Source organism: Amaricoccus sp. (assembly GCF_017995835.1).
Lineage (GTDB): Bacteria > Pseudomonadota > Alphaproteobacteria > Rhodobacterales > Rhodobacteraceae > Amaricoccus.
In genome coordinates this window covers 1-26,431 of the sequence record NZ_JAGOID010000024.1, presented here as the reverse complement: position 1 = coordinate 26,431, position 26,431 = coordinate 1, and the positions used below count along the sequence as shown (strand labels likewise).

General features: G+C 71.3%; 20 protein-coding genes, 2 tRNA genes and 1 pseudogene. 9 read left to right on the top strand and 14 right to left on the bottom strand.

All coding sequences use genetic code 11. The features are described from left to right. Positions 1-55: 55 nt before the first annotated feature. Positions 56-1,504, bottom strand: coding sequence for a TrkH family potassium uptake protein (locus tag KBA23_RS06065; protein ID WP_290737989.1), 1,449 nt, complete (start codon positions 1,502-1,504; stop codon positions 56-58). 188 nt (positions 1,505-1,692) lie between these two features. Here KBA23_RS06065 and metZ point away from each other — a divergent pair, with 188 nt between their 5' ends. From metZ to KBA23_RS06045, 4 genes are all read left to right on the top strand, one after another. Continuing rightward, positions 1,693-2,877 (top strand): O-succinylhomoserine sulfhydrylase, encoded by a 1,185-nt coding sequence (gene metZ, locus KBA23_RS06060; protein WP_290738013.1) that lies wholly within the window; start codon positions 1,693-1,695, stop codon positions 2,875-2,877. A 56-nt stretch (positions 2,878-2,933) separates the two neighbouring features. Further along, a complete protein-coding gene (folE2, locus tag KBA23_RS06055; RefSeq protein WP_290737986.1) occupies positions 2,934-3,905 on the top strand; it encodes a GTP cyclohydrolase FolE2 in 972 nt (323 codons plus the stop codon). A gap of 85 nt (positions 3,906-3,990) precedes the next feature. Next, positions 3,991-4,869 carry a LysR family transcriptional regulator gene (locus KBA23_RS06050; protein WP_290737982.1) on the top strand — a complete coding sequence of 293 codons (879 nt, stop codon included), beginning with the start codon at positions 3,991-3,993 and terminating at the stop codon, positions 4,867-4,869. A 150-nt stretch (positions 4,870-5,019) separates the two neighbouring features. Continuing rightward, entirely contained in the window at positions 5,020-5,550 is a 531-nt protein-coding gene (locus tag KBA23_RS06045; protein ID WP_290737979.1) for a hypothetical protein, read from the top strand. A 464-nt stretch (positions 5,551-6,014) separates the two neighbouring features. Here KBA23_RS06045 and KBA23_RS06040 read toward each other — a convergent pair whose 3' ends face one another. The 6 genes from KBA23_RS06040 to KBA23_RS06015 all read right to left on the bottom strand — a co-directional run bounded on the left by KBA23_RS06040 (position 6,015) and on the right by KBA23_RS06015 (position 12,082). Beyond that, positions 6,015-6,224 carry a cold-shock protein gene (locus KBA23_RS06040; RefSeq protein ID WP_290737976.1) on the bottom strand — a complete coding sequence of 70 codons (210 nt, stop codon included), beginning with the start codon at positions 6,222-6,224 and terminating at the stop codon, positions 6,015-6,017. Between the two features lie 502 nt (positions 6,225-6,726). Beyond that, a complete protein-coding gene (locus KBA23_RS06035) occupies positions 6,727-8,928 on the bottom strand; it encodes an RNA degradosome polyphosphate kinase (RefSeq protein WP_290737974.1) in 2,202 nt (733 codons plus the stop codon). A gap of 282 nt (positions 8,929-9,210) precedes the next feature. Further along, positions 9,211-9,360, bottom strand: coding sequence for a hypothetical protein (locus KBA23_RS06030; RefSeq protein ID WP_290737972.1), 150 nt, complete (start codon positions 9,358-9,360; stop codon positions 9,211-9,213). A gap of 76 nt (positions 9,361-9,436) precedes the next feature. Next, the gene (locus KBA23_RS06025) at positions 9,437-10,132 is read right to left on the bottom strand and encodes a GNAT family N-acetyltransferase (protein ID WP_290737969.1); all 696 of its coding nucleotides are present in this window, start codon (positions 10,130-10,132) and stop codon (positions 9,437-9,439) included. Further along, complete coding sequence (locus tag KBA23_RS06020) at positions 10,132-11,283, bottom strand: FAD-binding oxidoreductase (protein WP_290737966.1); 1,152 nt, start codon at positions 11,281-11,283, stop codon at positions 10,132-10,134. Before KBA23_RS06020 ends, KBA23_RS06025 begins: the two co-directional genes overlap by 1 nt. Next, the gene (locus KBA23_RS06015; protein WP_290737963.1) at positions 11,276-12,082 is read right to left on the bottom strand and encodes an NAD(P)-dependent oxidoreductase; all 807 of its coding nucleotides are present in this window, start codon (positions 12,080-12,082) and stop codon (positions 11,276-11,278) included. Before KBA23_RS06015 ends, KBA23_RS06020 begins: the two co-directional genes overlap by 8 nt. A gap of 130 nt (positions 12,083-12,212) precedes the next feature. Between KBA23_RS06015 and KBA23_RS06010 the strand changes: the two genes are divergently transcribed. After that, positions 12,213-12,827: a riboflavin synthase gene (locus KBA23_RS06010; protein WP_290737960.1), complete on the top strand. Its 615-nt coding sequence runs from the start codon at positions 12,213-12,215 to the stop codon at positions 12,825-12,827. 282 nt (positions 12,828-13,109) lie between these two features. On the opposite strand, the gene KBA23_RS06005 is transcribed toward KBA23_RS06010, so the two are convergent. Further along, positions 13,110-14,267 carry a fumarylacetoacetate hydrolase family protein gene (locus KBA23_RS06005; protein ID WP_290737957.1) on the bottom strand — a complete coding sequence of 386 codons (1,158 nt, stop codon included), beginning with the start codon at positions 14,265-14,267 and terminating at the stop codon, positions 13,110-13,112. Between the two features lie 174 nt (positions 14,268-14,441). Here KBA23_RS06005 and KBA23_RS06000 point away from each other — a divergent pair, with 174 nt between their 5' ends. The 3 genes from KBA23_RS06000 to KBA23_RS05990 all read left to right on the top strand — a co-directional run bounded on the left by KBA23_RS06000 (position 14,442) and on the right by KBA23_RS05990 (position 19,063). Beyond that, a complete protein-coding gene (locus tag KBA23_RS06000; protein WP_290737954.1) occupies positions 14,442-15,965 on the top strand; it encodes a Ppx/GppA family phosphatase in 1,524 nt (507 codons plus the stop codon). 296 nt (positions 15,966-16,261) lie between these two features. Further along, on the top strand, positions 16,262-17,731 hold the full coding sequence (locus tag KBA23_RS05995; RefSeq protein WP_290737951.1) for a M10 family metallopeptidase C-terminal domain-containing protein: 1,470 nt from the start codon (positions 16,262-16,264) through the stop codon (positions 17,729-17,731). A gap of 390 nt (positions 17,732-18,121) precedes the next feature. Continuing rightward, on the top strand, positions 18,122-19,063 hold the full coding sequence (locus KBA23_RS05990; protein WP_290737948.1) for an alpha/beta hydrolase: 942 nt from the start codon (positions 18,122-18,124) through the stop codon (positions 19,061-19,063). Positions 19,064-19,172: 109 nt separating this feature from the next. Here KBA23_RS05990 and gcvP read toward each other — a convergent pair whose 3' ends face one another. From gcvP to KBA23_RS05965, 5 genes and pseudogenes are all read right to left on the bottom strand, one after another. Beyond that, a complete protein-coding gene (gene gcvP, locus KBA23_RS05985) occupies positions 19,173-22,013 on the bottom strand; it encodes an aminomethyl-transferring glycine dehydrogenase (protein ID WP_290737944.1) in 2,841 nt (946 codons plus the stop codon). Between the two features lie 451 nt (positions 22,014-22,464). After that, positions 22,465-22,796 (bottom strand): annotated as a pseudogene (locus tag KBA23_RS05980) (transposase); the annotation flags it as partial. 470 nt (positions 22,797-23,266) lie between these two features. Then, positions 23,267-23,827, bottom strand: a complete 561-nt coding sequence (locus KBA23_RS05975) for an HD domain-containing protein (RefSeq protein ID WP_290737941.1) — start codon at positions 23,825-23,827, stop codon at positions 23,267-23,269. Between the two features lie 33 nt (positions 23,828-23,860). Continuing rightward, positions 23,861-23,935, bottom strand: a tRNA-Glu gene (locus KBA23_RS05970). Between the two features lie 41 nt (positions 23,936-23,976). Beyond that, positions 23,977-24,051, bottom strand: a tRNA-Glu gene (locus KBA23_RS05965). Between the two features lie 182 nt (positions 24,052-24,233). Between KBA23_RS05965 and KBA23_RS05960 the strand changes: the two genes are divergently transcribed. Then, entirely contained in the window at positions 24,234-24,716 is a 483-nt protein-coding gene (locus tag KBA23_RS05960; RefSeq protein ID WP_290737938.1) for a hypothetical protein, read from the top strand. Between the two features lie 19 nt (positions 24,717-24,735). On the opposite strand, the gene recJ is transcribed toward KBA23_RS05960, so the two are convergent. Next, positions 24,736-26,431, bottom strand: a 1,696-nt coding sequence (gene recJ, locus KBA23_RS05955) for a single-stranded-DNA-specific exonuclease RecJ (RefSeq protein ID WP_290737935.1), incomplete at its 5' end; no start/stop codon positions are given.

Below are 26,431 nucleotides of genomic sequence, written 5' to 3'. Positions count from 1 at the left end.
GTGCCGCCCGGGCCCGCAGCCTGTCAAGGCGGAGACCGCCCGAGGTCGGCGGACGTCAGGCGCGCCAGAACGCGGCGGTGAACAGCACATAGACGAGCAGGAGTTCGAGCCGCCCCACGAGCATCAGGAAGGTGAGGACGAGAATCGCGGGGTCGGAGAGGCTGGCGTAGTTGCCGACCGGCCCGATGACCGGACCGAGGCCGGGCCCGACATTGGAGAGGGTCGCGGCCGCGCCGGAGATCGCCGTGACCGGGTCGAGGCCGAGCAGGACGAGGAGCACGGCGCCGATGCCGAGCGTCAGGAAGAACAGCATGAAGAAGCCGACCACCGAGTTCATGGCCTGCGCGGTGACGGCGCGGCCCTGGAGGCGCGGCAGGTGCACCGCGCTCGGGCTGTAGAGCCGGCCGATCTCGACGGCGACGGCGGCGGCGAGCAGCTGGTATCGGAAGACCTTCGGCCCGCCCGCGGTCGAGCCGGTGCAGCCGCAGACCATCATGGCGCAGAAGAACAGCGTGTCGGCGAGCGGACCCCACTGGATGTAGTCGGCGCTGACGAAGCCGGTCGTGGTGATGATCGAGGACATGTTGAAGAGGATCGCGCGGAGCGCGGGCTCGTCGATGCGGTCGCCGTTCTCGATCCGCGCGACGAGGAGCCCGAGGCAGAGGACGAGGTAGATCGCGAGGAAGGCGCGGATCTGGCTGTCCTGGAACAGCGGCTTCGGGTCGCCGGCGCCGAGCTGGACGAAGCGGACGAAGGACATGCCGCCGAGCAGCATGAAGACCGCGCCCACGTACTGCGTCGTCGCGCTGAAGTTGATGAACGAGGCGTCGTAGTTGCCCATGCCGCCGGTGGCGATCGTGCTCATGGCGTGGGTGAGCGCGTCGAACTCGGAGAGGCCGCCCCAGACATAGCCGAGCGTGCAGGCGAGCGTGAGCGCGAGGTAGACGGCGCTGAACGAGAGCGCGATCTCCTTGGCCTTGGGCATGACCTTGCCGAGCGTGTTGAAGTCCGAACTGCGCAGGAGCTGCATCCCCCCGACCCCGAGCACCGGCAGGAGGATGATGGCGAGGAGCACGACCCCGATGCCGCCGATCCAGGTGACGAGGCTGCGCCAGGCGAGAACGCCGCGCGGCAGGTCGTCGAGGCCGACGATCACCGTGGCGCCGGTGGTGGTCATCGCCGAGGTGGTCTCGAACAGCGCGTCGACAAAGCTGATGTCGGGCTCGCCGAGCATCAGCGGCAGGGTGGCGAACCCGGTGAAGGCGGCCCAGGCGCCGACGGTCAGCAGCACGCCCTGACGCAGGTCGAGGTCACGGGGGCGGCGCTCTGAGCAGGCGACGGCGAGCAGGACGCCGAGCGTCGTCGTCAGCGCCATGGACAGCGCGAAGGCCGGCGCGTTGCCGTTCCGATCGGCGAGGTCGATCGCGAGCGGGATCGCCATCGACGCCCCGAGCGCCGCGAGGAGCCATCCCAGGATGTGGCCGACCGGCCTGAAATCGACCATTCCGGTCCCGAGTCCCCGCCGCCCGCACGGGCGCGCGCCGCACGCTGCGCGCGCGCCCCGCCCGCGTCAAGGCCGTCTCCGACGTGCTCGACGTGCCGACGCATTGACCGGCGGCGCGCCCGGGCGTATGGCCGCCGCCTGAGCGAAACGCCGGTCGGAGGGCAAGCGCCGTGCGCGACGAGAAGGGCATGAGCGAGGGCTGGAGCCCGAGGACCCAGATGGTTCACGCCGGCGTCAAGCGCAGCGGCTTCGCCGAGACCTCCGAGGCGATCTTCCTCACCCAGAGCTTCGTCTACCCCTCGGCGGAAGCGGCGGAGGCGCGGTTCATCAAGTCGGGCGAGGACGAGTTCATCTATGCCCGCTACGGCAACCCGACGGTGCGGATGTTCGAGGAGCGCATCGCCGCCATCGAAGGCGCCGAGGACGCCTTCGCCACCGCAAGCGGCATGGCCGCCGTCCACGGCGCGCTCTTCGCCGCGCTGAAGGCGGGCGACCACATCGTCTCGGCGCGCGCGCTCTTCGGCTCGTGCCTCTACATCGTCGAGAACCTGCTGCCGCGCTTCGGCGTCGAGGTGAGCTTCGTCAACGGTGCCGATCTCGCGCAGTGGCAGGCGGCGATCCGGCCCGACACCAAGCTCGTCTTCCTCGAGTCGATCTCCAATCCGACGCTCGAGGTGATCGACATCGCCGGCGTGGCCGCGCTCGCCCATGCGCAGGGCGCGCTCGTCGTCGCCGACAACGTCTTCGCGACGCCGGTCCTGCAACGCAGCCTCGATCTCGGGGCGGACGTGGTGATCTACTCCGCGACCAAGCACATCGACGGCCAGGGGCGCTGCCTCGGCGGCGTCGTGCTCGGGCGGCGCGACTTCATCCGTGGCGTGCTGGAGCCGTTCATGAAGCACACCGGCGGCGCGCTGAGCCCGTTCAACGCCTGGGTGCTGCTGAAGGGGCTGGAGACTCTCGACCTGCGCGTGCGGGCGCAGGCCGCCGCCGCGGCCGCGATCGCCGAGGCGGCGGCCGGGCATCCGGCGCTGGCGCGGCTCATCTATCCGGGGCGCCCCGACCATCCGCAGCACGCGCTCTCGGCGCGGCAGATGGAGACGGGGGGCACGATGCTCGCTCTCGACCTCGGGGGCGGCAAGCCGGCGGCGTTCCGCTTCCTGAACGCGCTCAGGATCGTGCTGATCTCCAACAACCTCGGCGACGCGAAGTCGCTCGTCACCCACCCGGCGACGACGACGCACCAGCGGCTGACGCCGGAGCAGCGCGCCGGGCTCGGCATCTCCGACGGGCTGGTGCGCGTCTCCGTCGGGCTCGAGGACCCGGCCGATCTGGTCGCCGACGTGCGCCGGGGACTTGACGCGGCGCTGTGAGGCGCCTTCTTCCTGAGGCCCGCCATGCCGAGGCCGGGCGAGGAGAGGCCGAGACCATGACGATCGAGACCCGTCCGCCCCAGCCGGCGACCACGGCGCTTTCGCGCGACTACCCGGACGGGTTCGCGGCCGACGCGGCCTATGTCGCCACCCTGCCCGACCTCCAGAACGGCCCGGCGAGCGGCATCCGCGGCGCACGGGCCGAGATCCAGCATGTCGGCATCGCCAATTTCCGCCTGCCGGTGCGCTTCCACGCCCGCGAGGGGGGCGAACTGACGCTGGAGACCGCGGTGACCGGCTCGGTGTCGCTCGAGGCGAACAAGCGCGGCATCAACATGAGCCGGATCATCCGCTCCTTCTACAAGCACGCCGAAACCTCGTTCTCCTTCGACGTGATCGGCGCCGTCCTCGACAGCTACGAGACCGACCTCGGCAGCTTCGACGCGCGTTTGCAGATGCGCCTGCGCTATCCGATGCTGCGCCGGTCGCTGCGCAGCGGGCTGGAGGGCTGGCAGTACTACGACGTGGCGCTGGAGATGATCCGCGAACGCGGGCGCGCGCAGCGGATCGTGCATCTCGACTACGTCTATTCCTCGACCTGTCCCTGCTCGCTGGAACTGGCCGAGCATGCCCGCGAGACGCGCGGGCAGCTCGCCACCCCCCACGCGCAACGCTCCGTGGCGCGGGTCTCGGTGGAGCTGGTCGGCGCCGGGCGGCTGTGGTTCGAGGATCTGGTGGCGCTCTGCAACCGGGCGATCCCGACCGAGACGCAGGTGATGGTCAAACGCGAGGACGAGCAGGCCTTCGCCGAGCTGAACGGCGCGAACCCGGTCTTCGTCGAGGACGCCGTGCGGCTCCTCTGCGCCGAGCTGGAGGCCGAGCCCCGGGTCGGCGACTTCCGGGTGATCGCGAGCCACCAGGAATCGCTGCACAGCCACGACGCGGTGTCGATCCTGACCCGGGGCGAGACCTTCCGGCAGACGAGCTACGATCCCCGCCTCTTCGACACGCTGCGGCACGTGGGCTGACCGGGACGCGCGGCGTCAGTCGCACCCGTCGACGCAGCACTGACGGCACGGCGCGGGGCTTCCCGCAATGACGGAGGTTCATGCGATGATCGAGCGCCAGCACCTCGCGATCCTGCGCGAGACCGACCGGCTCGGCAGCGTCACCGCGGCGGCCGATGCGCTGCACCTGACCCAGTCGGCGCTGAGCCATGCGATCCGGCGGCTGGAGGCGCAGGCCGGCGTGGCTCTCTGGAAGAAGGAGGGGCGCGGGCTGCGGCCGACACAGGCGGGGCGGCACCTGATCGGCCTGGCGCAGCGGGTCCTGCCGCAGCTCGAGCAGGCCGAGGCCACGCTCGCCGATTTCGCGCGCGGACAGCGCGGGATGCTGCGCATCGGGATGGAATGCCACCCGTGCTACCGTTGGCTGCTGCGGGTGGTCGAGCCCTATCTGCGCGACTGGCCGCAGGTCGACGTCGACGTGCGGCAGGCGTTCCAGTTCGGCGGCGTCGGCGCCCTGCTCGCGCACGAGATCGACATCCTGATCACGCCAGATCCGGTGAAGCGTCCCGGCCTCGCCTACGAGCCGGTCTTCGACTACGAGATGCGCCTCGCCGTGAGCAGCGACCACGCGCTCGCCGGCGAGGTCGCGGCGCCGGGCGACCTGACGGGCGAGGTGCTCATCACCTATCCGGTGTCGCCCGAGCGGCTCGACATCTACACCCGGTTCCTGGTCCCGGCGGGCTGCCTGCCGCGGGCGGTGAAGGTGATCGAGACCACCGACATCATGTTGCAGATGGTGGCGGCGGGCCGGGGCGTGACCGCGCTGCCGGACTGGCTGATCGCGGAATACCGGGCCAGCCTGCCGATCCGCTCGCTGCGCCTCGGGCCCGAGGGGATCGGCAAGAGCATCCATGTCGGCCGCCGGGCCGAGGACGCGACGCCCGACTTCGTCGAGGGGTTTCTGCGGCTCGCCCGGTCAGCCTGACAGCGCGGCGCGGAAGCGGCCCGCCGCGCCGTGGCAAAAGCTCCTGCACGCCTACCAAAGCCGGGGGGATGAGCGTAGACTGTCGCGGCTGCCGCCTTCGCGCGGGAGCGCGGCCGCGGTGGCGAGGACCTCACATCGAAGGACCTTACCATGAAGCCCACCCTTGTGCTTGCGATCGTCGGGACGTCGATGCTTGCCGGAACGGCAGGCTTCTCGCAGGACGCCTCCGCCGAGGACATCCTCGCGACGCTGAAGGGCGTCGCGCCGGCGTCGATCCTCCAGAACGCCACCCTCGTGCAGGTGACGGCCGAGGGCATGAAGACGGTGCGGGAGGGGTCCAACGGCTGGACCTGCATGAAGCCGGGGACGAACCCGATGTGCGCCGACGCCGGCGGCGTCGAGTTCATGCATGCGCTCATGAGCAAGGGCGAGGCCCCGCAGAAGCTCGGCTTCATCTACATGCTGCTCGGGGACGAAGGCGTCAGCAACACCGATCCCTTCGCTACCGAAAAGACGGCGGACAACAACTGGATCGCCACCGGGCCGCATGTGATGATCGTCGGGGCCGAGGCGAAGTCGCTGCTCAAGGGCTACCCGCGCGAGGCGGCGGCCGATGCCGAGCGGCCCTACGTGATGTGGGCCGGGACGCCCTACGAACACCTGATGCTGAACACGGAGTAGCGTAGTCCGGCGTCGCCGGGAGACTGCGGCGCCGGTCCGGTCCGCGATGCCGCGGGCCTCGATGCGGCCATGGCCATTCACGAGATCCCGGCGCGGCGCAGGTCATACCGGCGAGTCTACCAAGCCACCCGGCGCAACACGAGCTAACACGCGTGATAGTAGGATAACTACCTGAATACACACGATAAAAACGTCAAAGGTCAAAAAGGTCCGCGAGTCGTTTCATGAGTCCGCCGGCATCATGCGGCCTCCGCCTGAATGCCTCGCGCCTGCATTAACGATTCAATTCCGACTCTTTTGCTTGGCATATGCGTTGTGCATACGTTGTGCATGGAGCGTGCATCGAAGGATCCGCCGTAAACCTCTGACGCCGAAGCCTTCGGACGGAAACCGTATGCGTGGATCACCCACCCTGCCCGAGCAGGCGCGCCGGGCGACGCGAAGCGCCGCCCGACGCGGGACGATCACTTGACGAGGGCGAGGTTCGACGCCGACTCGCGGCCGTCGCGGCCGGATTCGATGTCGAAGGTCACCTTCTGGCCATCATCGAGGTGGCTGATGCCGGCGCGCTCGAGCGCCGAGATGTGCACGAAGACGTCCTTCGAGCCCTTCTCCGGCTGAATGAAGCCGAAGCCCTTGGTGGCGTTGAACCATTTCACGGTGCCGTTGGCCATCGCGAGGTCTCCTGTCTTGGTTGCTGCCCGCGACATGCGGCAGCCCGGCGTCGGTCAGAGCAAAATCGGGTGACTGAAGCCTGCGACGGAGACAGTAGCGATTGAGGTAACGTAGCGCGGCCTAGATGGCGCACCACGCGGCAGATTGCAAGCGAAAGCGGTTCTGGCATGCAGGGCAATCGAAAGAGGTGGGCAGATCCCGCCGAGCCGGCTGCGGGCCCACTACGTCAGGGCCACGGTCCAGGTCCGGCGTTACGCCGACGGCCGCCTGGCCCTGTTCCATGGACCGCGCTGCATCGGCCGCTACCAGGCCGACGCCACGCCGGTCGCCGATACCGAGCTGGCCGCGTGATCCCGCTCGACGCGCCAGCGGACAAACGACTTGCTACGAAGACCGGCCAAATTGACGTGTCACCGACAGTTCTGTTGCGGGTGTGCTCCCGACGCTACAGCCACCGCCTGTGTCCCGAGGAACGGCGCAGGCCCGTCGCGGGGGCGCCGGCTAACCCTCCGAATGGACGAGACCGATCACGTCTCGGGCGCCGGCGCGGCCGCGGCCGGAGAGCGAGGGGTTCTCCATGAAGAAGCGGTGGCAGGAAAACAGCCGGGCGCCCTCCTCGGAGGTATGGCGGCGGTAGGAGCCATCGGCCTGCGCCACCCAGCTCTGCGCCTGGTCCGCCATGTTCGCCGCCATGACCTGGTCGATGATCTGGGCGTGCACCGTCGGGTTGACGATCTCGACCAGGGTCTCGATGCGGCGATCGAGGTTGCGCTCCATCCAGTCGGCCGAAGAGATGTAGACCCGCGCCTGCGGCGACGGCAGGCCGTGGCCGGCGCCGAAGCAGACGATGCGGCTGTGCTCCAGGAACCGCCCGATGATCGACTTCACTCGGATGTTGTCGGAGAGCCCCTTCACGCCGGCGCGGAGCGAGCAAATGCCGCGCACCACCATGTCGATCTTCACCCCGGCCTGGCTCGCGGCATAGAGCGCGTCGATCACCGTCGGATCGGTGACGGCGTTGAGCTTGACCCAGACCTGCGCCGGTCGGCCGGCGCGCGCGTGCTCGATCTCCGCCTCCAGCCCGGCGAGGATGCGCGGCTTGATCATGTGGGGCGAGATGGCGAGGTTCTCGAGCGCGATCGGCTTCACGTAGCCGGTGACGTAGTTGAACACCTTGGTCGCGTCGCGCCCCAGCGCCTTGTCGCAGGTGAAGAGCGACAGGTCGGTGTAGATGCCTGCGGTGCCGGGATGGTAGTTGCCGGTTCCGAAGTGGGTATAGGTGACGAGCTCGCCCTTCTCGCGCCGGACCACGGTCGAGATCTTGGCGTGGGTCTTCCAGTCGATGAAGCCGTAGACGACCTGCGCGCCGGCGCGCTCCAGCCTGCGGGACTGGCGGATGTTGGCGGCCTCGTCGAAGCGGGCCTTCAGCTCCACCAGCGCGGTGACGGATTTTCCGTCCTCGGCCGCCTCGCAGAGCGCGGCGACGATCGGGCTGTCGCGCGAGGTGCGGTAGAGCGTCTGCTTGATCGCCACCACGTCGGGGTCGCGCGCCGCCTGCTGGAGAAAGCCCACGACGATGCCGAAGGACTCGTAGGGGTGGTGCAGCAGCATGTCCTTCTGGCGGATCGCCGCGAAGATGTCGCCCTCGAAATCCTGCACGCGCTCGGGCACGCGGGGGGTGAACGGGCGCCAGAGCAGGTCGGGCCGCGGCAGGCGGCAAAGCTCGGCGAGATCGGCGAGGCCGATGATGCCCGGCACGTCGAGCGCCTCGTCGTCGGCCACCCCGAGCGAGCGCACGATCAGCCGGCGCAGGTCGGCGGGCGCGCCGGCGGTGATCTTCATGCGGATCACCCCGCCGCGACGGCGGCGTTTCAGCGCGGTCTCGAACTCGCGCACGAGATCCTCGGCCTCCTCCTCGACCTCGAGGTCGCTGTCGCGCAGAACCCGGAAGGCGCAGGTGCCGAGCACGACGTAGCCGGGGAACAGCCGGTCGAGGAACAGCTCCAGCAGCGCCTCGAGCGGCAGGAAGCGCGCCTCGCCCTTCGGCCCCGCTGCGAGGGCGAGCATGCGCGGCACCTGGTTCGGCACCGGCAGCAGCGCCTCCAGCACCTCGTCGTCCTCCTCGCGCCGGAGCTGGAGCCCCATGGCGAAGCCGCCGTTGGCGATGAAGGGAAAGGGATGCGCCGGGTCGATGGCGAGCGGCGAGAGGATCGGGAACACCTGCTCGAAGAAATAGGTCTCGAGCATGCGCGCGTCGGCGGGGCGGACGTCGGCGGGGCCGAGGATGTCGATCCCCTCGCGACGGAGCAGCTCGCGCAGCGTCACCCAGCACTCCTGCTGGCGCAGCATCAGCGCCCGGGCGTCGGCGTCGATGCGGTGGAGTTGCTCGGCGGCGGAGAGACGGTCGGCGCTCTGCGCCGCGACGCCCTCGCGGACGAGGCCACGCAGGCCGGCGACGCGGACGGAATAGAACTCGTCGAGGTTCGAGCCCGAGATCGACAGGAAGCGCACGCGTTCGAGCAGCGGCGTCGCCGGGTTCTCCGCCTCGGCCATGACGCGCCAGTTGAAGGCCAGCCAGGACAGCTCGCGGTTGATGAAGCGGTCGGGTTCCGTCGGGTCGAAGCCGGGACGCTCGCGCGCCGGCGGGGTCTCGGAATTGAGGAAGTCGGCGTCGACGACGTCGGCTGGAGCGGTCTGCAACATCGTGTGTCTCCCGGCGGGGCAGATCGATTCTAGGGGCGCGAGGCCGGGGCGCAAGGGCCGGGAGCGTCGCGCCTTCGTGTCATACCGGCGAGTCTACCAAGCCACCCAGCGCAACACGGGCTAGCACGCGTGATAGATAGGGTAACTACCTGAGTACACACGATAAAAATGGCAAAGGTCAAAAAGGTCCGCGAGTCGTTTCATGAGCCCGCCGGTATCATGGTCGGGCGTCGTCGGAGACGTCCGACCCGAGGTTGCGGACGGATTCGCCGGGAAGGCCGGTCAGAGGCAGACGCCGTGGACGACCCTGCCGCCGGAGCCGCCGTCGTCGCAGCGGGTTCCGTCATCGACGCCGCCGCAGCTTGCGGCAAGCGCCGCGGCGACGAGGAGCACGGCGAGGCGGAGCGGGCGGGCGGGGGTCCTGCGGGTCATGGGGGCGATCATGCCGCCCCGGACGCCAATGGTCGAGACCTTTCCGGTACGGCCGCGGACCGGTCACGCATACCGGTCACGGGGCGAGGCGGAAGTGGTAGCGGGCGGCCTCGCGCATGCCGAGCCCGGCATAGAGCGCGCGGGCCGGGCCGTTCGCCTCGGCGACGGCGAGGGCGAGCGTCGTCGCGCCGTGTCCGGCAGCCCAGGCGGCGGCGGTGCGCGTCATCAGCGCGCCGAGCCCGCGGTGGCGCAAGGGCGCGGCGACCGCCAGCGCGTGGATCATCGCCGTGTCTTCGTGGACGGCGACGAAGGCCGCGGCGCCGAGGGTCTGGTCGCGCCGGCCGAGGAGCCAGGTTCTCGGGCCGGTCACCCGCGACATCACGGCGCGCCGGCCCGGGCCGACGCCCTCGGCCTGCCAGAGCGCGGCCATGCAGGCGAGGGGCGCGTCGCAGTCGATCGCCTCCTCGGAAAGCGGCCCGTCGGCGACGGCGGCGATCTCGCCCACCAGCATCAGGCTCGGGTCGACGACGGCATGGCCCGCGGCGGCGAGGCGCGCGTCGAGCGCGGCCTCGTCCTCGCGGACCATGACGAGCGTGGGCTGCTCCCAGGCGCGCATCGTCGCGGCCAGCGCATCGAGATCGCCGGGATCGCCATGCAGCGTGGCGCAGGAGACGCGCTTGCCCCCGCCGTCGCCCCGCCGGGCGAGCCAGGGGCCGACGCGGCGGGTCTCGGCCGGCGGCCAGGTGTGGAAAAGGGCGTCGAAGGGGTCCATCAGATCACCGCCGCTTCCGTGAAGGGTCGCCCGGCGGCGATGCGCGCGTAGCCGAGGGGCGAGAGGTCGAGGGTCCGGTAGGCGCCGGTGGCGATCAGCTCGGCGAGGCCGCGGCCGATCGCGGGGGCCTGTTGCAGGCCGTGGCCGGAAAAGCCGTTGGCGAAGTGGAAGTTCGCCACCTCCGGATGCGGGCCCACGACCGCGTTGGCGTCGAGGGTGTTCATGTCGTAGTGGCCGGCCCAGACGCCGGTGAGCTTCAGCGCCTCGAAGGCCGGGACGCGCGCGGCGAGGGCCGGCCAGACCAGCGTCTCCCATTCCTCGTGGCGGGGCTCGAAGTCGTCGGGCGCGACCTCCGGATCGGGGTCGGGCGCGCCGCCGGCGATGAAGCGGGCGCCTTCGGGGCGGAACCAGACCCCGCTCGGGTCGATGGTCAGCGGCAGGGACTCGCGCGGCGGCGCGGCGGCGGCGAAGGCGAAGACCGTGCGCTTGCGGCGCTCGACGGGGAGCGCGAGGCCGGCCATGGCGGCGAGATCGGCGCCCCGCCCGCCGGCGGCGTCGACGAAGACGCCACAGGCGATGCGGCCGCCGCCGGCGAGCGTCGCCCCGACCACGCGCCCGCCGCGGAGCGCGAGGCCGGCGACGGCGTCGCGGACGGTCGCCACCCCGCCGGCCCGCGCCTCGGCGCGGTAGGCGGCGAGCAGGCCCATGTTGTCGAACCAGCCTTCGCCGGAGAGGCCGAGCGCGCCGAGGCGGAGGTCGGCCGTCGCGAGGCTCGGAAAGCGCGTGCGGAGCGCGGCGGGGTCGAGGAGCGCCACCTCCGCGCCGCCGGCGGCCTGGGTGGCGTGGCGGCGGCGCAGCTCGGCCTCCCCGGCGGCGCTGGCGGCGAGGTGCAGGTAGCCGTTCTCGTGGAAGGCGAGGCCGCGGGCGCGGATCTGGGCGAGGCCGTAGGCGGAGATCGCGACGTTGAGCGGGTTGGAGAACTGCCGGCGGATGCCGCTCGCGGAGAGCGCGGTGGCCGCGCGGGCGAAGGTCGGGTCGGGTTCGACCACGACGATCCGGCCGCGGTAGCCGAGCGCTGCGAGATGCGCGGCGACCGAGCTGCCGACGACGGCGCCGCCGGCGATGAGGACGTCGGCGGTCTCCTCAATCATCGTCGGGGTGGCCGGTGGCGGCGAAGGAGCCGCCGACGACGCGGGTGGCGACGGCGGCGGGGTCGGGGCGGTCGGTCCTGGCGAGGAGGTCGGCGATGAACGGGTCGGCGCTGTCCTGCGGCCTGAAGCCGATATGCCCGGCATGGGCGTTGGAGACCGCGGCGGCGGCGTTGTCGGATGTGCCGTAGATGACGGAGAAGCCGACGCGCGGCGCGGTGAGCGCGGCGGCGGTCAGGCGCACGCAGTCGGCGAACGACAGCCAGGACCACAGCATCCGGCGGTCGCGGGGCTCCTCGAAGCAGGAACAGATGCGCAGGCAGACGCTCTCGACGCCGAACTTGTCCCAGTAGAGGCTTGCGAGGTCCTCCACGAAGGTCTTGGAAAGCCCGTAGAAGGTGTCTGGACGGTGCATGACGCGGGTGTCGGGCACGTCCTCGACGGGCGCGAAGCCGACGGCATGGATGGAGCTGGCATAGACGACGCGGCGGGCGCCGTGGCGGCGGGCGCCTTCGTACATGTGGTAGGCGCCGGGCAGGACGTCGGCCATCAGCTCGTCGAAGGTGATCTCGCGGGGGTGCCCGGCGAAATGGACGATGGCGTCGCAGTCGCGGGTAAGTTCGATCGCCGTGTCGCGGTCGGCGAGGTCGGCGACCACGACCTCCTCGTTGGCGGCGGCGGGGCCGAGATCCTTGACGTCGACGAGCCGGATCCGGGTCGCGAGGGGGGCGAGGCCGAGGCGCAGGCGCCGGCCGAGGCTGCCGGCGGCGCCGGTGATCAGGATGCGTTCGTAGTCGGGCATGGCGGGCCTCATGGTGTCGCGGCGCAGAGCATCACAAGTCGGGGCGCGATGGTAGGGGGCGCGAGGCCGCTTGCGGCCGGACCGTCGCGCGGGCTACCACCCGGCCGAGCGAAAAGCGGGAGGTCGGACCATGTTCACCGGGATCGTCAGCGCCGTGGGCCGGGTCGAGCGGGTCGAGGACCGTGGCGACCTGCGCGTCCGGATCGCCTGCGCCTATGCGCCGGAGACGATCGCGATCGGGGCCTCGATCGCCTGCGACGGGGTGTGCCTGACCGTCGTCGACCGCGGGCCGGGGCCGCTCGGCGGCTGGTTCGACGTCGACGTCTCGGCCGAGACGGTGTCGAAGACCAGCGTCCGCGCCGGGCGCGCGCCCTGGGCGCCGGGGCGGCGGGTGAACCTCGAGCGCGCCCTGCGCGTCGGCGACGAGCTCGGCGGGCACATCGTCTCGGGTCATGTCGACGGGCTCGCCGAGGTGGTCGGGCTGGCGCCGGAGGGCGACAGCGTCCGCTTCCGGTTCCGCGCGCCGGCGGGGCTGGCGCGGTTCATCGCGCCGAAGGGGTCGGTGGCGCTGAACGGGACCTCGCTGACGGTGAACGAGGTCGAGGGGGCGGAGTTCGGGATCAACGTGATCCCCCACACCCGGGAGGTCACCACCTGGGGCGAGGTCGCGCTCGGCGATCTGGTCAACCTCGAGGTCGACACCCTCGCGCGCTATGTGGCGCGGCTCGAGGAAACCGCGGCCTGACCGGCCCTCTTCGGCGGGCGGGCGGGTCGCTGCCGCGGGCCGGGGGAAGCGCCGTCCTCGGGGACCCCGCAAGGGGGTCCCGCTCGGACGGCGCTGACGGTCGGCCGCCTTTGCGGCCTCCCTGGCGGAGCGGCCGCAAGCGGCCGCGAGTCCTTTGCTGCTCCCCGCCCTTTGGCGGGGAGGCGCCTGCTCGATAGGGTTTCTGCCAGTATGAATGCCTGAAGGGGGATTGCGGCGCCGGCGGCGCGAGGCGCGCGGCCAGGGGGCCGCCCGGGATGCGTGTCAGAGCAGGGCGCGGGCGGCGAGGTTGCGCATCAGAGCGGCGACGCCGAAGGTCCATTCGGGCGCCTCGGTGGCGAGGCCGACGGTGTTGACCAGCGCGCCGAGGCCGGGCGCGGCGATGGAGACGCGGTCGCCCTCGTGGTGGGTGAAACCCTGGCCGGGGGCGTCGCGGTCCTGGACCGGGGCGAACATCGTCCCGAGGAAGAGCATCAGTCCGTCCGGGTACTGGTGGTGGCGGCCGATGGTCTGGGCGACGAGGTCGGCCGGGTCGCGGCTGATCTCGCGCATCGAGGAGCGCCCGTCGAGGCGAAAGCCGTCCTTCCCCGCGACCGTCAGGGTCAGCTCCGCGGCGCGGACGTCGTCGAGGGTGAAGTCCGCGTCGAAGAGGCGAATGAACGGGCCAATGGCGCAGGCGGCGTTGTTGTCCTTGGCCTTGCCGAGGAGGAGCGCGGAACGGCCCTCGACATCGCGGAGGTTGACGTCGTTGCCGAGGGTCGCGCCGCGGATGCGGCCGCGGCTGTCGACGGCGAGGACGATTTCGGGTTCGGGGTTGTTCCAGCGCGAGACCGGGTGGATGCCGACCATCGCGCCCCAGCCGACGGCGGAGAGCGGCTGGCCCTTGGTGAAGACCTCGGCATCCGGGCCGATGCCGACCTCGAGGTACTGGCTCCACAGTCCTTCGGCCTGGAGCGCCGCCTTGACGTCGGCGGCCTCGGGCGAGCCGGGGCGGATGTCGTGCAGCGTCGCGCCGATCAGGTCGGCGATGCGGGCGCGGATCGCTTCGGCGCGGGCCGGGTCGCCGGCGGCGCGCTCCTCGATGACGCGCTCGACCATCGAGCGGGCGAAGGTCACGCCGCAGGCCTTGAGCGCCTGGAGGTCGCAGGGCGCGAGGAGGCGCGGCGCGTCGGGACCGGCCGGCGCGGCGAGGTCGGCGAGCGCGCCGATTTCGCGGCCGGGCGCGGCGAGGAGCGCCGCCGGGTCGTCGTGCTCGAGGACGTCGCGCACGGTGGGAGCGGCGCGGGAGGTGACGTCGATGACGGCGCCGTCGCGCAGGGTGACGACGCAGGGGCCGCCCGCCTCGGGGTCCCAGACGCGGCCGAGCCAGAGACCGTCCCGGTCGGCAGGGTGGGGCAGCGGTCCCCCGTTCGCATCGCTCACGCTCGCCTCCGTCGCGCCGGCCCGCGCAGCGGCGGGCGTTCCCGGACGATAGCGCGCCGGACCGGGCGCGCAAGGCCGCGGGGACGGGATCGCCGTCAGCCCAGTCGAAGGTTGACGCGGGCGCGCGCGGAATGCGACACCCGTCCGCGGGCGACCACGGCGCGGGGGCGGAGCGTGAGCGAGGCAAGGCGCAGCGGCAGGATCCCCCGGCTGGAGCTCGGCGAGCTCGCCAAGGCCCGGCTCAAGCGGATCGGCGTGATCGACGTCGGGTCGAACTCGATCCGGATGGTGGTCTTCGACGGGATGGCCCGCAGCCCGGCGTACTTCTACAACGAGAAGGTGCTGGCCGGGCTCGGCGCCGGGCTCGCCGACACCGGGCGACTGAGCCCGGCGGGCTGGACGCGGGCGCTGGCGGCGCTGAACCGCTTCGTGGCGCTTGCCCGGCGGATGGAGCTGTCGGGACTTGTCGCCGTGGCGACCGCGGCGGTGCGCGAGGCGCGCGACGGGCCCGCCTTCTGCGAACAGGTCCAGCGCGAGACCGGCCTGATCCTGCACGTCGCGAGCGGCGGCGAGGAGGCGCGTCTGGCGGCAAAGGGCGTGCTGCTCGGCTGGCCGCGGGCGGACGGGCTGGTCTGCGACATGGGCGGCGCCTCGATGGAGCTGGCGCACCTCGTCCGCGGCGAGATCGGCGACTGCGCCACCTCGCCGCTCGGGCCGCTGACGCTCGCCGACGTCGCCGACGCCAAGGCGCTCGCCAAGACGATCCGGCAGGAGGTGAAGGCGCTGCGCAAGGCGGTGCCGGGGCCGGCGCCGCGGCTGTTCCTCGTCGGCGGCTCGTGGCGGGCGATCGCCAGGCTGGACATGGAGCGGATGGGCTATCCCCTTCGGGTGCTGCACGGCTATGCGCCGCCGGTCCCGCAGCTGATGGAGACGCTCGGCTGGGTCCGCGAGCAGGACCAGGCGCGGATGTCGTCGCTGACCGGGACATCGACGGCGCGGCTGAGCCTGGTGCCGCTGGCCTCGCAGGTTCTGGCGGAGTTCCTGCGGCGGGTGGAGCCGGGCAAGGTGACGATCTCCGGCTACGGGCTGCGCGAGGGGCTGCTCTACCGGCAGATGCCCGAGGAGATGCGCGCGCTCGACCCGCTGATCGAGTCCTGCCGCCACCAGGAGCGGCAGGCCTCGCGCTGGCCCGGGTTCGGCGACGCGCTCTTCGAGTGGCTCGCGCCGCTCTATCCGGACCAGTCCCGCGACGAGCGGCGGCTGGTCCATGCCGCCTGCCTGCTGCACGACGCCTATTGGCGCGCGCATCCCGACTACCGGGGCGAGCTCGCCTTCGAGGCCGTGATGCGCTCGAACGTCGCGGGGGTGAACCACGCCGAGCGGGCCTTCCTCGGGGTGGCGATGCTGCATCGCTACAAGGCGATGGCGACGGCCGAGGATCTCGGGCGCTATGCCGAGCTGCTCGACGCGGCGCGCACGGCCGAGGCGGTCGTGCTGGGACGCGCCATGCGCCTCGGGGCGATGCTGTCGGGCTCGGTGCCCGGGGTGCTGGAGCACGCCAGGCTGGGAATCTCCGGCCGGCGGCTGGAGCTTGCGCTGGCGGCGAGCGCGCGCGACTTCGCCGGCGAGGCGGTGGCGCGGCGGCTGGCGGCGCTGGCCTCGCGGCTCGCGCTGGAGCCGGCGGTCGTCCTCGAGTAGTCGCGCCGCCCGTCCGCCGGGGGATCCGTTCGGGACAGCGGGCCGCCGCGGCTGGCGGGTGAAACTCGCCCACGCCGACGGCCGGCGCCTGCGCGCCCTTGCCGGCGCGCCCACGGCGTATACCATGCTCGCCGGTCGGGGGGCGTGGGAGCGGAAGCACTGGCGACACGCGCGCGCCGGCCGTGGCAGAGACTGCTATGGAGTTGTGCGCGATGCCCCTGGTTCCCCGGTCCGACGTAGTTCGTCTCGCCCCACGCGCGGGGTTGGAGTCCGTTTCCGCGCCGGGGGTCGCGAGGGTGGAGCTGACGGGCGATCCCCGCATCGACTCGCTCTTGTGGAACCTCGCGTGGTCGGACGGGTTCGTCACCTACAGCGACCCGGACCGGGCCAGCGACTACGGCGGGGACGGGCCCTACTTCGGCAAGTTCTCGCCTCTGTCGGCGGCGCAGCTCACCACCGCCCATGCGATCCTGAACATGCAGCTCTTCGACCAGCCCGCCGGGGGGATCGGAAACTCCGTGGAGGGGTTCACGAGGCTCGATGTCCGCTATGCGGGCCACGGAAGCGGCGCGGGAACGATCCGGCTGGCGGTGACGGGCGAGGCGCCCGCCGGCTCGGCCGCCGCGATCGTCCCCGGCGCGGACCCGGTCAGCGGCGACGCCTTCTTCGCCACCGACCTGCGCGATCCCGTCGCCGGCAACGTCGCCTACATGACGCTGATCCACGAGATCGGCCATACGCTCGGCCTCATGCACGGGCACGAGAGCGACCTGTTCGGGCGCCTCCCGCGGGAATGGGACTCGATGGAGTTCACGGCGATGACCTACCGCGCCGGCATTGGCGCGAAAGAGTACTTCACCAACGAGACCTGGGGATTTCCGCAGACCTACATGATGCTCGACATCGCCGCGCTCCAGCATCTCTACGGGGCCGACTTCTCCACCAACGCCGGCGACACGACCTACGACTGGAACCCGAACACGGGCGCCTCCTTCGTCAACGGCAAGCTGTCGATCGCGCCCGGCGCGAACCGGATCTTCCAGACGATCTGGGACGGCGGCGGGAACGACACCTATGACCTCTCCAACTACGCCACCGATCTGGAGATCGACCTCGCGCCGGGCGGGCATTCCACCTTTTCCGCGGCGCAGCGCGCCGATCTCGGCGCCGGGCCGAACGGCGGCCTTGCGCGGGGCAACGTGTTCAACGCGCTCCAGTACAAGGGCGATCCGCGGTCGCTGATCGAGAACGCCTTCGGCGGCGCGGGCGACGACACGATCCTCGGCAACGCCGCGCAGAACCAGCTGCGCGGCGGCGGCGGACGGGACACGTTGCGCGGGCTCGGCGGCGACGACGTGCTGGAGGGGGGCGCCGGGGCCGACGTGCTGAACGGCGGCGACGGCGCGGACGTGCTGCGTGGCGGGGCGGGGGCCGACCGCTTCGACTTCGACGGCCCCCGGGCCTCGACCGCCAGGGCCTTCGACGTGATCGAGGCGTCGGGCGGCGTCGCCGCGTTCGAGCGTGCGGGAAGGTCCGGCGGCGACCTGATCGACCTCGCCGGCGTCGACGCCGACGCGCATCGCCCCGGAGACCAGGCCTTCGTCTGGGGTTCGACGGCGGTGGGCGGACTGTCGCTGGTCGATGCGGGGGGCGTCACCCGGGTGCTCGGCAACACGTCGAAGGCGGCGGGGTTCGAGTTGCGCATCGACATCCGCGACGGCGCAGTGGTGGCGGCAGACTACGCCGCGGGGGATTTCGTGCTGTAGGAGCACTGGGAAGCGGCCTGTCCTACAGACCGCTTCCCGTTTCCCCCCATGACTTGGGCCAGCGCCAGCAGGGATCTAGCGTCATATTCGGGGGCGCCGCTATCGCGGTCTTCGACCACCACGTCGCCACCCCGTCGCCGTCCCCTTGTTCGGCGCCGAACCATATGCCGCATTCCGCCGCGCGCGCAACAGATTTCCCGCCGGGAGTGGCCGCCGCGGGAGGCGTCTTGGCACGCGGCGGCGCCGGGGTGTAGCCTTCGATGCCGGCGCGTCGGGCGGCGGATCGCCGGCATCGAGGAGATCGCGGACGGCCGCCGGGGGATGGCCATGTCTGTCCGGAATGTGCTGCGAACCAGGGCGATCTCCAACCGGACGGAATCGTCCGGTGTTATGAAGCGGACGGCCCGGCTCTGCCGGGACGCACTCCGCTCCAGCGTCGTCGTGGCGTCCGTCGCGGTCCCTGCCCTTGCGGCCGAGGGCGAGGTCGCGGGCGCGTTCGACATCGGCGACGGCCGGCGGATGTATCTCGAATGCCGGGGAACCGGGTCGCCGACGGTGCTCGTCGTGCCCGGAGGCAAGGCCTCCGCCGAGGACTGGACGCAGGGGGCGCCGGTCTTCGCGGATGTCGCCGCGTTCACGCGCGTCTGCGCCTATGATCGCCCCGGCACGCCGCTGGCCGACGGCAGTCCGAGCCGGAGCGATCCCGCGCCGATGCCGACCTCCGCCGCCGCCTCGGTCGCCGACCTCCGCGCGCTCGTCGTCGCGGCGAAGGTCGCGACGCCGTTCGTGATCGTCGGCCACTCCTATGGCGGGCTCGTCGTGCGGCTCTACGCCATGACCTGGCCCGGGGACGTCGCCGGGATGGTGCTGGTCGATGCACTCTCCGAGTTTCTCAGGGTGGCCGAGACGCCTGACGAATGGCGCTGGCAGAAGATCATCCTCGACGGCGACATGACCGAGAGCCTGAAGATCTATCCGGAACTCGAGCGGGCGGATGCGGACGAGAGCTTCGACCAGCTGCTCGCCGCCCCGCCGCTGCGGCCGATGCCGCTCGTGGTGCTGAGCGCCGACCACCCCTGGGGGCCGCTCGTGCCGGGTTTCATCGCCGACGGCCTGCTCGGCCCCGACACCCCGCCCGATGTCGGCTACGTCACCGACCGCGCCCAGAAAGTGGCGCAGGCGGACCTCGCCGCCCTCGTCCCGGCCGCGCGGCACGTGACGAAGACCGACAGCGGCCACAACATCCACAAGAACAACCCGCAGCTCGTCACCGACGCGATCCGCGACGTCGTCGACGCCGTCCGCTCCGGCAGGACCGCTCTCGGGCCGTGAGGTCTCGGCGTTAACGCCCTGATCCCGACTGTTTTCCTATGCATATGGATCGTGCATGGATTGTGCATGCACGGTGCATCGGGAAAACCGGCGTAAACCATTGAGGCGGCTACTCCGCCGCCTCCATGTAGCTCTCCACCGGCGGGCAGGAGCACATCAGGTTCCGATCCCCCCAGGCGTTGTCCACCCGGTTGACCGGCGACCAGTACTTGTCCACCCGGAACGCCCCCGGCGGATAGCACGCCGCCTCGCGCGAATAGGGGCGGTCCCAGTCGCCCACCAGATCCTCTACCGTGTGCGGCGCGTTCCGCAAGGGGTTGTTCTCGCGGTCGATTTCCCCGCGCTCGATCGCCGCCGCCTCCGCGGCGATCCCGAGCATGGCGGTCACGAACCGGTCGAGCTCGGCCTTTGGCTCGCTCTCCGTCGGCTCGATCATCAGCGTCCCCGCCACCGGCCAGCTCATCGTCGGCGCGTGAAAACCGCAATCTATCAACCGCTTGGCCACGTCGTCGACGCTGACCCCGGCCCGCTCCTTCAGCGGCCGCACGTCCACGATGCACTCATGCGCCACCCGCCCGCCCCGGGCATAGAGGATCGGATAGGCCTCCCCCAGTCGCGCCGCGACGTAATTTGCGTTCAGGATCGCGATCTTCGTCGCCTGCGTTAATCCGGCGCCGCCCATCATCAGGCAGTAGGCCCAGCTGATCGGCAGCAGGCTCGGCGACCCGAACGCCGCCGCGCTCACCCGCCCCGCGCCCCCCGGCCGTCCCGGCAGATAGGGCGCGAGATGCGCCTTCACCCCGATCGGACCCATGCCCGGGCCGCCGCCGCCATGGGGGATGCAGAAGGTCTTGTGCAGGTTCAGATGGCTCACGTCCGATCCGATGTCCCCCGGCCGCGCCAGCCCGACCAGTGCGTTCATGTTCGCCCCGTCCAGGTACACCTGCCCGCCAAGGGCATGGGTTATCTCGCAAATCTCCCGCACCGTCCCCTCGAAGACCCCGTGCGTCGAGGGATAGGTGATCATGCAGGCCGCGAGCCGCGCGCCCGCCGCCTCCGCCTTGGCGCGGAAATCCGCGACGTCGACGTCGCCGTTCTCCGCCGCCGCCACCGGCACGACCTTCATCCCGGCCATCTGCGCACTCGCCGGATTGGTCCCGTGCGCCGAGGTCGGGATCAGGCAGACGTCGCGCGTCCCCTCGCCGCGCGCCGCATGCCAGGCCCGGATGGTCAGCAGCCCCGCATACTCGCCCTGCGCGCCGGAATTCGGCTGCATCGAGAAGGCGTCGTAGCCCGTCACCGCGCAGAGCTTCGCCTCGAGGTCGGCGATCAGCTCGGCATAGCCGGCCACCTGGTCCGCGGGCGCGAACGGATGCACGTCGGCGAATTCCGGCCAGCTCACCGGCATCATCTCCGCCGTCGCGTTGAGCTTCATCGTGCAGGAGCCGAGCGGGATCATCGCGCGATCGAGCGCCAGATCCCGGTCCGCGAGGCGCCGCATGTAGCGCGTCATCTCCGCCTCGGCCCGGTTCATGTGAAAGATCGGATGCGTCAGGTAGGCGCTCGTCCGGATCAGGTCCGGGGGCAGCCGGTCGCCGTTCTCCAGGGCGAGATCCACCGCGTCGCCGCCGAAGGCCGCCCAGATCGCCCGCGCGTCGCGCCGCCGCGCCCGCTCGTCGAGCGCGATGCCGATCTTCGTCGTCCCCACCCGGCGCAGGTTCACCCCCTCCGCCGCCGCGGCGCGCAGGATCACCCCCTGCAGGCCGCCGACATCGACGGTGATCGTGTCGAAGAACCGCTCCGGCTCGACCCTGAACCCGAGGCTTTCCAGCCCCTTCGCCACCCGCACCGCCTTGCGGTGCACCCGCTGCGCGATCGCCTTCAGCCCTACCGGCCCGTGGAAGACCGCATACATCGACGCCATGACCGCAAGCAGCGCCTGCGCGGTGCAAACGTTCGACGTCGCCTTCTCGCGCCGGATGTGCTGCTCGCGCGTCTGCAAGGCCAGCCGATAGGCCCGGTTTCCGCGCGCGTCGATCGAGACCCCGACGATCCGCCCCGGCATCGAGCGCTTGAGCGCGTCGCGGACCGCCATGTAGGCCGCATGCGGTCCCCCGAACCCGACCGGCACTCCGAAACGCTGCGTCGAGCCCACGGCGATGTCCGCCCCCATCTCCCCCGGCGGCTTCAGGAGCGTCAGCGCCAGCGGATCCGCCGCCATCGCCGCCAGCGCGCCCGCCGCGTGCAGGGCCGCGATCGGCCCGGAGAAGTCATGGCAATGCCCGTAGGTGCCGGGATACTGGAAGATCGCCCCGAACACCTCGCCGGGCGCCAGCTCGGTGAACGGATCGCCGACGATCACCCGCCATCCGAGCGGCGCCGCCCGCGTCTCGATCACCTCGATGGTCTGCGGGTGGCAGTCCCGATCGACGAAGAAGGCCGTCGCCTTCGACTTCGCCGCCCGCTGGCAGAGCGCCATCGCCTCGGCCGCGGCGGTCGCCTCGTCGAGCAGGCTCGCATTGGCCACGTCGAGCCCGGTCAGGTCGCAGACCATGGTCTGATAGTTCAGCAGCGCCTCGAGCCTGCCCTGGCTGATCTCCGGCTGGTAGGGCGTATAGGCGGTGTACCAGGCCGGGTTCTCGAAGATGTTGCGCTGGATGACGGGGGGCGTCACCGTGCCGTGGTAGCCCTGCCCGATCAGGCTGGTCATCGGCCGGTTCCTGCGCGCCACCTCCCGCATCCTGACGAGCATCGCCTGCTCGCTGAGCGCCGGCCCCCAGTCGAGCGGCTCGGCCTGCCGGATCTCCTTCGGCACGGTCTCGTCGATCAGCGCCTCGAGGCTCGGCGCCCCCACCACCGCCAGCATCTCCGCGATCTCCCGCGGGGAGGGCCCGATATGGCGCCGGTTGGCGAAGTCGTAGGGATGATACTCGGTTTCCTGGAAGGGCATGGGGTGCGTCCGCCGGTAGGGTCCGGCAGGACTATGGCGCGGCAGCCCCGAAGGGGGCAAGGGCCGCGGGATCGCCGTCCACCTGCTTGCTGGCGGTTGCTTGTCGGGATGGCGTGATAGGATGCGCCATAGACGGATCGGAGGATGGTCATGCCCGACGGGCACCTGACGCCTCATACCGGAGAGTCTGCCAGGCCACCCGGCGCGACACGGGCTAACACGCGTGATAGATATAGCAACTATCTGAATACAAACAATAAAAGTGTTAGAGATCGAAAAGGCCCGCGAGTCGTGTCATGAGCCCGCCGGTATGAGACGGTGCGGCGCATGATCCGCGAGGACATGCGCGACGCGTTCAGGGGGCGTCGTGCACGAGGCCCGCCAGCAGGTCGCCTTGCGTGTCGGTCAGGGTGAGGCATCGAACGCCACCGGTCCGAGAGAGATGCCGAACGCGCTTGCGACCCTTGACCTTCTTGCCCGCGTCATAGCCGCGCGGCCCGCCGCTCTCGGTGATCTTCACCTGGCCGTCGATGATGCCGCGGTCGGCTCGGGCTCGCGCCCCGCGATCAGGCGCGCCGCCATGGTCAGGGTCTCGTTGAGGATGTCGAGAACGCCGCTGTCACGCAGCCGGTAGAAATAGTGCTGCACCGTGGTGAAGGGTGGGAAATCCTTGGGCAGCAGCGCCCACTGGCAGCCGGTCGCCGCCCGATACTGGATCGCGTTCCACACCTCGCGCAGATCGGTCGTGCGCGGCCGGCCGACCTTGCTCGGCGCCGGCATGAATGCTGCCGGCGAGTGGTTTCAGTCCAGGCCATCCGATCCTCCAGGGGTCTGTGCAAACCCAGAGAGTCACAGGCAGCCGAAATCACTCAACTTGATTTTCGGTTGGGCTCTGAGGCTTCGCATGGCGCATTATGACGTCTACCGCCTTCCCGACGGCCGCCTCATTGTCGACATGCAGGCATCGTCCCTGTCCGCGCTTCCCACACGAATGGCGGCGCCCCTGATGCCCTGGCCGGCCCGTCAGTCACAACGCTGGCCGACGACGCGTATCGCATCACCAAGGCCATCGACTTCCTGTTCACGGGTTCCTGAGCCGGGCGCCGACGGTATTTCCCGGACGGCGCATCGAAAAATGCGGCTCGGCTGCGCCGCCCAAGTCGTCCGGCAAGAATGTCGCTCCGGTGTGGCCCGCAGGAATTCCTACGGCCATGTCCCGAGGAACGGAATGCGTCGGCCGGGCGAAGGCGCGCCTACCCTTCCCGCGCCCGCCGCGCGGTCGCGGCGTCGACCGGCGCGCGCAACGCGGCGAGCAGCGCGTGGCCGTCGGTGTGCTCACGCCCGTAGGTCAGGTTGAAGGCATAGTCGAAGCCCGGCGGGTTGGCGCCCTCGACGTGCTGGAGGCAGGTCTCGATCCGGTCGAGCCCCTTGACCAGCCGCGCCTCCGGCGTGGCCGCGGCCGCGCATTCTTCCCAGAGCGCCCGGATGCGCGCCGCAGGCCCCGGCGGCAGCGCCGCGGCGATCGCCGCCACGTCGGCGCGTTCCCCGGCCTTGCGGTCGGTCCCGTCCTGCATCGGGGCCGGCACGTCGCCCCGGATCGCCTCGCCGAGGTCGTGCAGGACGAGGAGTTGCAACAGCCGCTTGTGGTCGATCCCGGGGAGCTCGTCCTCGAGCGCGACCGCCATCAGCGCCAGCCGCCAGGAATGCTCCGCCACGCTCTCGCGCCGCCCCTGCCGCGTCCAGGAATTGCGCAGCGTGTCCTTGAGCCTGCCCGCGGCGCGGAAGAAGGCGAGGTACGGCTCGGCGATGGTCATGGGGAGCGCCTCCGGCATGCCGGCGCGGCGGTCTGGCAGCCCCTACGGGAGTCGAACCCGTCTTTCCAGATTGAGAATCTGATGTCCTAACCGATAGACGAAGGGGCCTCGGCCGCGCTCACATAGCGCCTCTCCCCGGCGGGGGCAAGTGGCAGTCCCTACGGGAGTCGAACCCGTCTTTTCAGATTGAAAATCTGACGTCCTAACCGATAGACGAAGGGACCGGAGGCGCTGCGGCTATGTAGACGCCGCTCCGGGGGCGATCAAGCGCATTCTGGCACGCGCAAGGCTTGCGCGTGCCATGCGGCCTCGTTAACCACGTCGCTGCAACGGTAGTGATACGCGAAGACAGGCACCCTCCGGGGTGGCTATTCTTCCCGCGGTTCGGGCGACAAGCGGGGCAGGCATGGTTCTCAGGTACCTAACACGACGAAATGCTATAGCGATCGCGCCACATGTCCTCGCCTTTGTGTGTGCGCTGCTGGTGTTTCTGTGGGGCTTCGATCACGTCATCGAGAGCAAGAGCTGGATTGAAAAGACCTGGGAAGCAGCTCGGAGAGGCTTCGTCGGCGGTCTCGTCGGGGGGACCTTTCTCGGCGGATTCACAACCTATGTGATCGGCGGGATCGGCCTAGCGGCCATGGGAACGGCAGTCGGACTAGGCGGTTGGATCATGATCTGCGCCGGAGCCGGGTTCGGTGCGATATTTGGAAGTATGCTCGGTTCCGGGCTCGGCTTCTTCGATTGGTGGCAGAATCCCGGCGCCTACAGTATCAACTTTGGGCGGCTGCCGATTCTCATCTTGGTCAGCTTGATCTTTTACGGTACTGTGTTTTATGCGACGCGGACCGCGCTTTCTAGGATAACCAGATTGGAGCCGCCCGCGTGACGGTGGGCGGGGGCCGTGGTCATGCTGGCCGGGCCGCGTCCTCGACATGCAGCTTCACCCGCCGGCGCCCGCCCCATTCGTCGATCTCCAGGCGTCCGGCGAGGTGCACCCGGCCGCCGACCGACGCCTCCAGCAGCGGCCCGAGCGGGCTTTCCGCGACGCGGAAGGCGACGGCCTCCAGCCGGCCGCCGATCCCGTCCGTCGCCGACAGCGCCAGGTGCCCGCCGCCCAGCCGCTTCAGCCCGGTCAGGCGCGCGTCCGCCACCGCCACCCGCGGGGCCGGCGCCTCGGCGCCGTAGGGCCCGGCGCCGGCGATCGCCTCGGCGAACGCCAGATCGGCGCCGGCGGGGACGAGCCCCGTCAGCAGCAACGGCCGGCCGGTCTCCGGCGCCGCGGCCTTGCGCGCCAAGAGCGCGGCCAGCCGCTCGATCGCCGGGGCGAGCTGGTCACGGGAGAGGCTGACGCCGGCCGCCATGCGGTGCCCGCCGCCGCGCTCGATCAGCCCCTCGGCGGCGAGCCGCGCCACCGCGGCCCCGAGGTCGACGCCGTGGATCGACCGCCCCGAGCCCTTGCCCGCCGCGCCGGCGAAGCCCACGACCAGCGCCGGCCGCCCGAACGCCTCCTTCAGCCGCGCCGCCACGATCCCGACCACGCCCGGGTGCCAGCCCTCGCCGGCCGCCCAGACCAGCGAGCCGTCGACGCCGTTCGCCTCGGCCTGCGCCATGGCGCGCGCCAGCACCTCGGCCTCGATCGCGCGGCGTTCGCCGTTCAGCCGGTCGAGCCGCCCGGCGAGCGCCGCCGCCTCGTGCGGGTCGGCCGTGGCGAGGAGCCGCGCCCCGAGGTCGGCCGCGCCGACCCGGCCGCCGGCGTTCACCCGCGGCCCGAGCACGAAGCCGAGCGAATGCACCCCCGGCGCGGCGACGAGACCCGCCGCCTCGGCCAGCGCCGCGATTCCCGGCCGCAGCCCGCCGCGCATCACCGCCAGCCCCTGCCGCACGAAGGCGCGGTTCAGCCCGACCAGCGGGGCCACGTCCGCGACGGTGGCGAGCGCCACGAGATCGACGAGCGGCATCAGGTCCGGTCCCGCCGCCCCCTCGGCCCGGATCAGCCGGTTGACCGCGACCAGCGTCAGGAACACCACGCCGGCGGCGCAGAGATGGCCGAGCCCGCTGGCGTCGTCGGGCCGGTTCGGGTTCACCACCGCGAGGGCGGGCGGCAGGTCAGCCCCGGCGAGGTGGTGGTCGAGCACGATCACGTCGCAGCCCGCCGCCGCGATCGGCCCGTGGCTCAGCGTGCCGCAATCGACGCAGACGATCAGGTCGTGCGCTGCCCCCAGCGCCGCCATGGCGGGCTCGTTGGGCCCGTAGCCCTCCTCGATCCGGTCCGGCACGTAGAGCGTCGCCGCCCTGCCCTGCGCCCGCAGCCAGGTCAGCAGCAGCGCCGCCGAGGCCCCCCCATCCACGTCGTAGTCGGCGAAGACCGCGATCCGCTCGCCCTTGCCGACGGCGCGATGCAGCCGGGCCGCCGCGACGTCCATGCCGGCGAGCCGCGACGGGTCGGGCATCAGCTCGCGCAGCGTCGGGGCGAGCTGGGCCGCCGCCTCGTGCGGCTCGACCCCGCGCGACGCCAGCACCCGCCCGACGATCTCCGGCAGGCCCGTCCCCTGGGCGATCGCCGCGCCGAGCCGCGCGACCTCCGGCGACGGCCCCTCCCAG

Excerpts from the sequence above, each read along its gene's own strand:
- KBA23_RS06065 (WP_290737989.1), bottom strand. The coding sequence starts at position 1,504 with ATGGTCGATTTCAGGCCGGTCGGCCACATCCTGGGATGGCTCCTCGCG.
- metZ (WP_290738013.1), top strand. The coding sequence starts at position 1,693 with ATGAGCGAGGGCTGGAGCCCGAGGACCCAGATGGTTCACGCCGGCGTC.
- folE2 (WP_290737986.1), top strand. The coding sequence starts at position 2,934 with ATGACGATCGAGACCCGTCCGCCCCAGCCGGCGACCACGGCGCTTTCG.
- KBA23_RS06050 (WP_290737982.1), top strand. The coding sequence starts at position 3,991 with ATGATCGAGCGCCAGCACCTCGCGATCCTGCGCGAGACCGACCGGCTC.
- KBA23_RS06045 (WP_290737979.1), top strand. The coding sequence starts at position 5,020 with ATGAAGCCCACCCTTGTGCTTGCGATCGTCGGGACGTCGATGCTTGCC.
- KBA23_RS06040 (WP_290737976.1), bottom strand. The coding sequence starts at position 6,224 with ATGGCCAACGGCACCGTGAAATGGTTCAACGCCACCAAGGGCTTCGGC.
- KBA23_RS06035 (WP_290737974.1), bottom strand. The coding sequence starts at position 8,928 with ATGTTGCAGACCGCTCCAGCCGACGTCGTCGACGCCGACTTCCTCAAT.
- KBA23_RS06030 (WP_290737972.1), bottom strand. The coding sequence starts at position 9,360 with ATGACCCGCAGGACCCCCGCCCGCCCGCTCCGCCTCGCCGTGCTCCTC.
- KBA23_RS06025 (WP_290737969.1), bottom strand. The coding sequence starts at position 10,132 with ATGGACCCCTTCGACGCCCTTTTCCACACCTGGCCGCCGGCCGAGACC.
- KBA23_RS06020 (WP_290737966.1), bottom strand. The coding sequence starts at position 11,283 with ATGATTGAGGAGACCGCCGACGTCCTCATCGCCGGCGGCGCCGTCGTC.
- KBA23_RS06015 (WP_290737963.1), bottom strand. The coding sequence starts at position 12,082 with ATGCCCGACTACGAACGCATCCTGATCACCGGCGCCGCCGGCAGCCTC.
- KBA23_RS06010 (WP_290737960.1), top strand. The coding sequence starts at position 12,213 with ATGTTCACCGGGATCGTCAGCGCCGTGGGCCGGGTCGAGCGGGTCGAG.
- KBA23_RS05990 (WP_290737948.1), top strand. The coding sequence starts at position 18,122 with ATGAAGCGGACGGCCCGGCTCTGCCGGGACGCACTCCGCTCCAGCGTC.
- gcvP (WP_290737944.1), bottom strand. The coding sequence starts at position 22,013 with ATGCCCTTCCAGGAAACCGAGTATCATCCCTACGACTTCGCCAACCGG.
- KBA23_RS05975 (WP_290737941.1), bottom strand. The coding sequence starts at position 23,827 with ATGACCATCGCCGAGCCGTACCTCGCCTTCTTCCGCGCCGCGGGCAGG.
- KBA23_RS05960 (WP_290737938.1), top strand. The coding sequence starts at position 24,234 with ATGGTTCTCAGGTACCTAACACGACGAAATGCTATAGCGATCGCGCCA.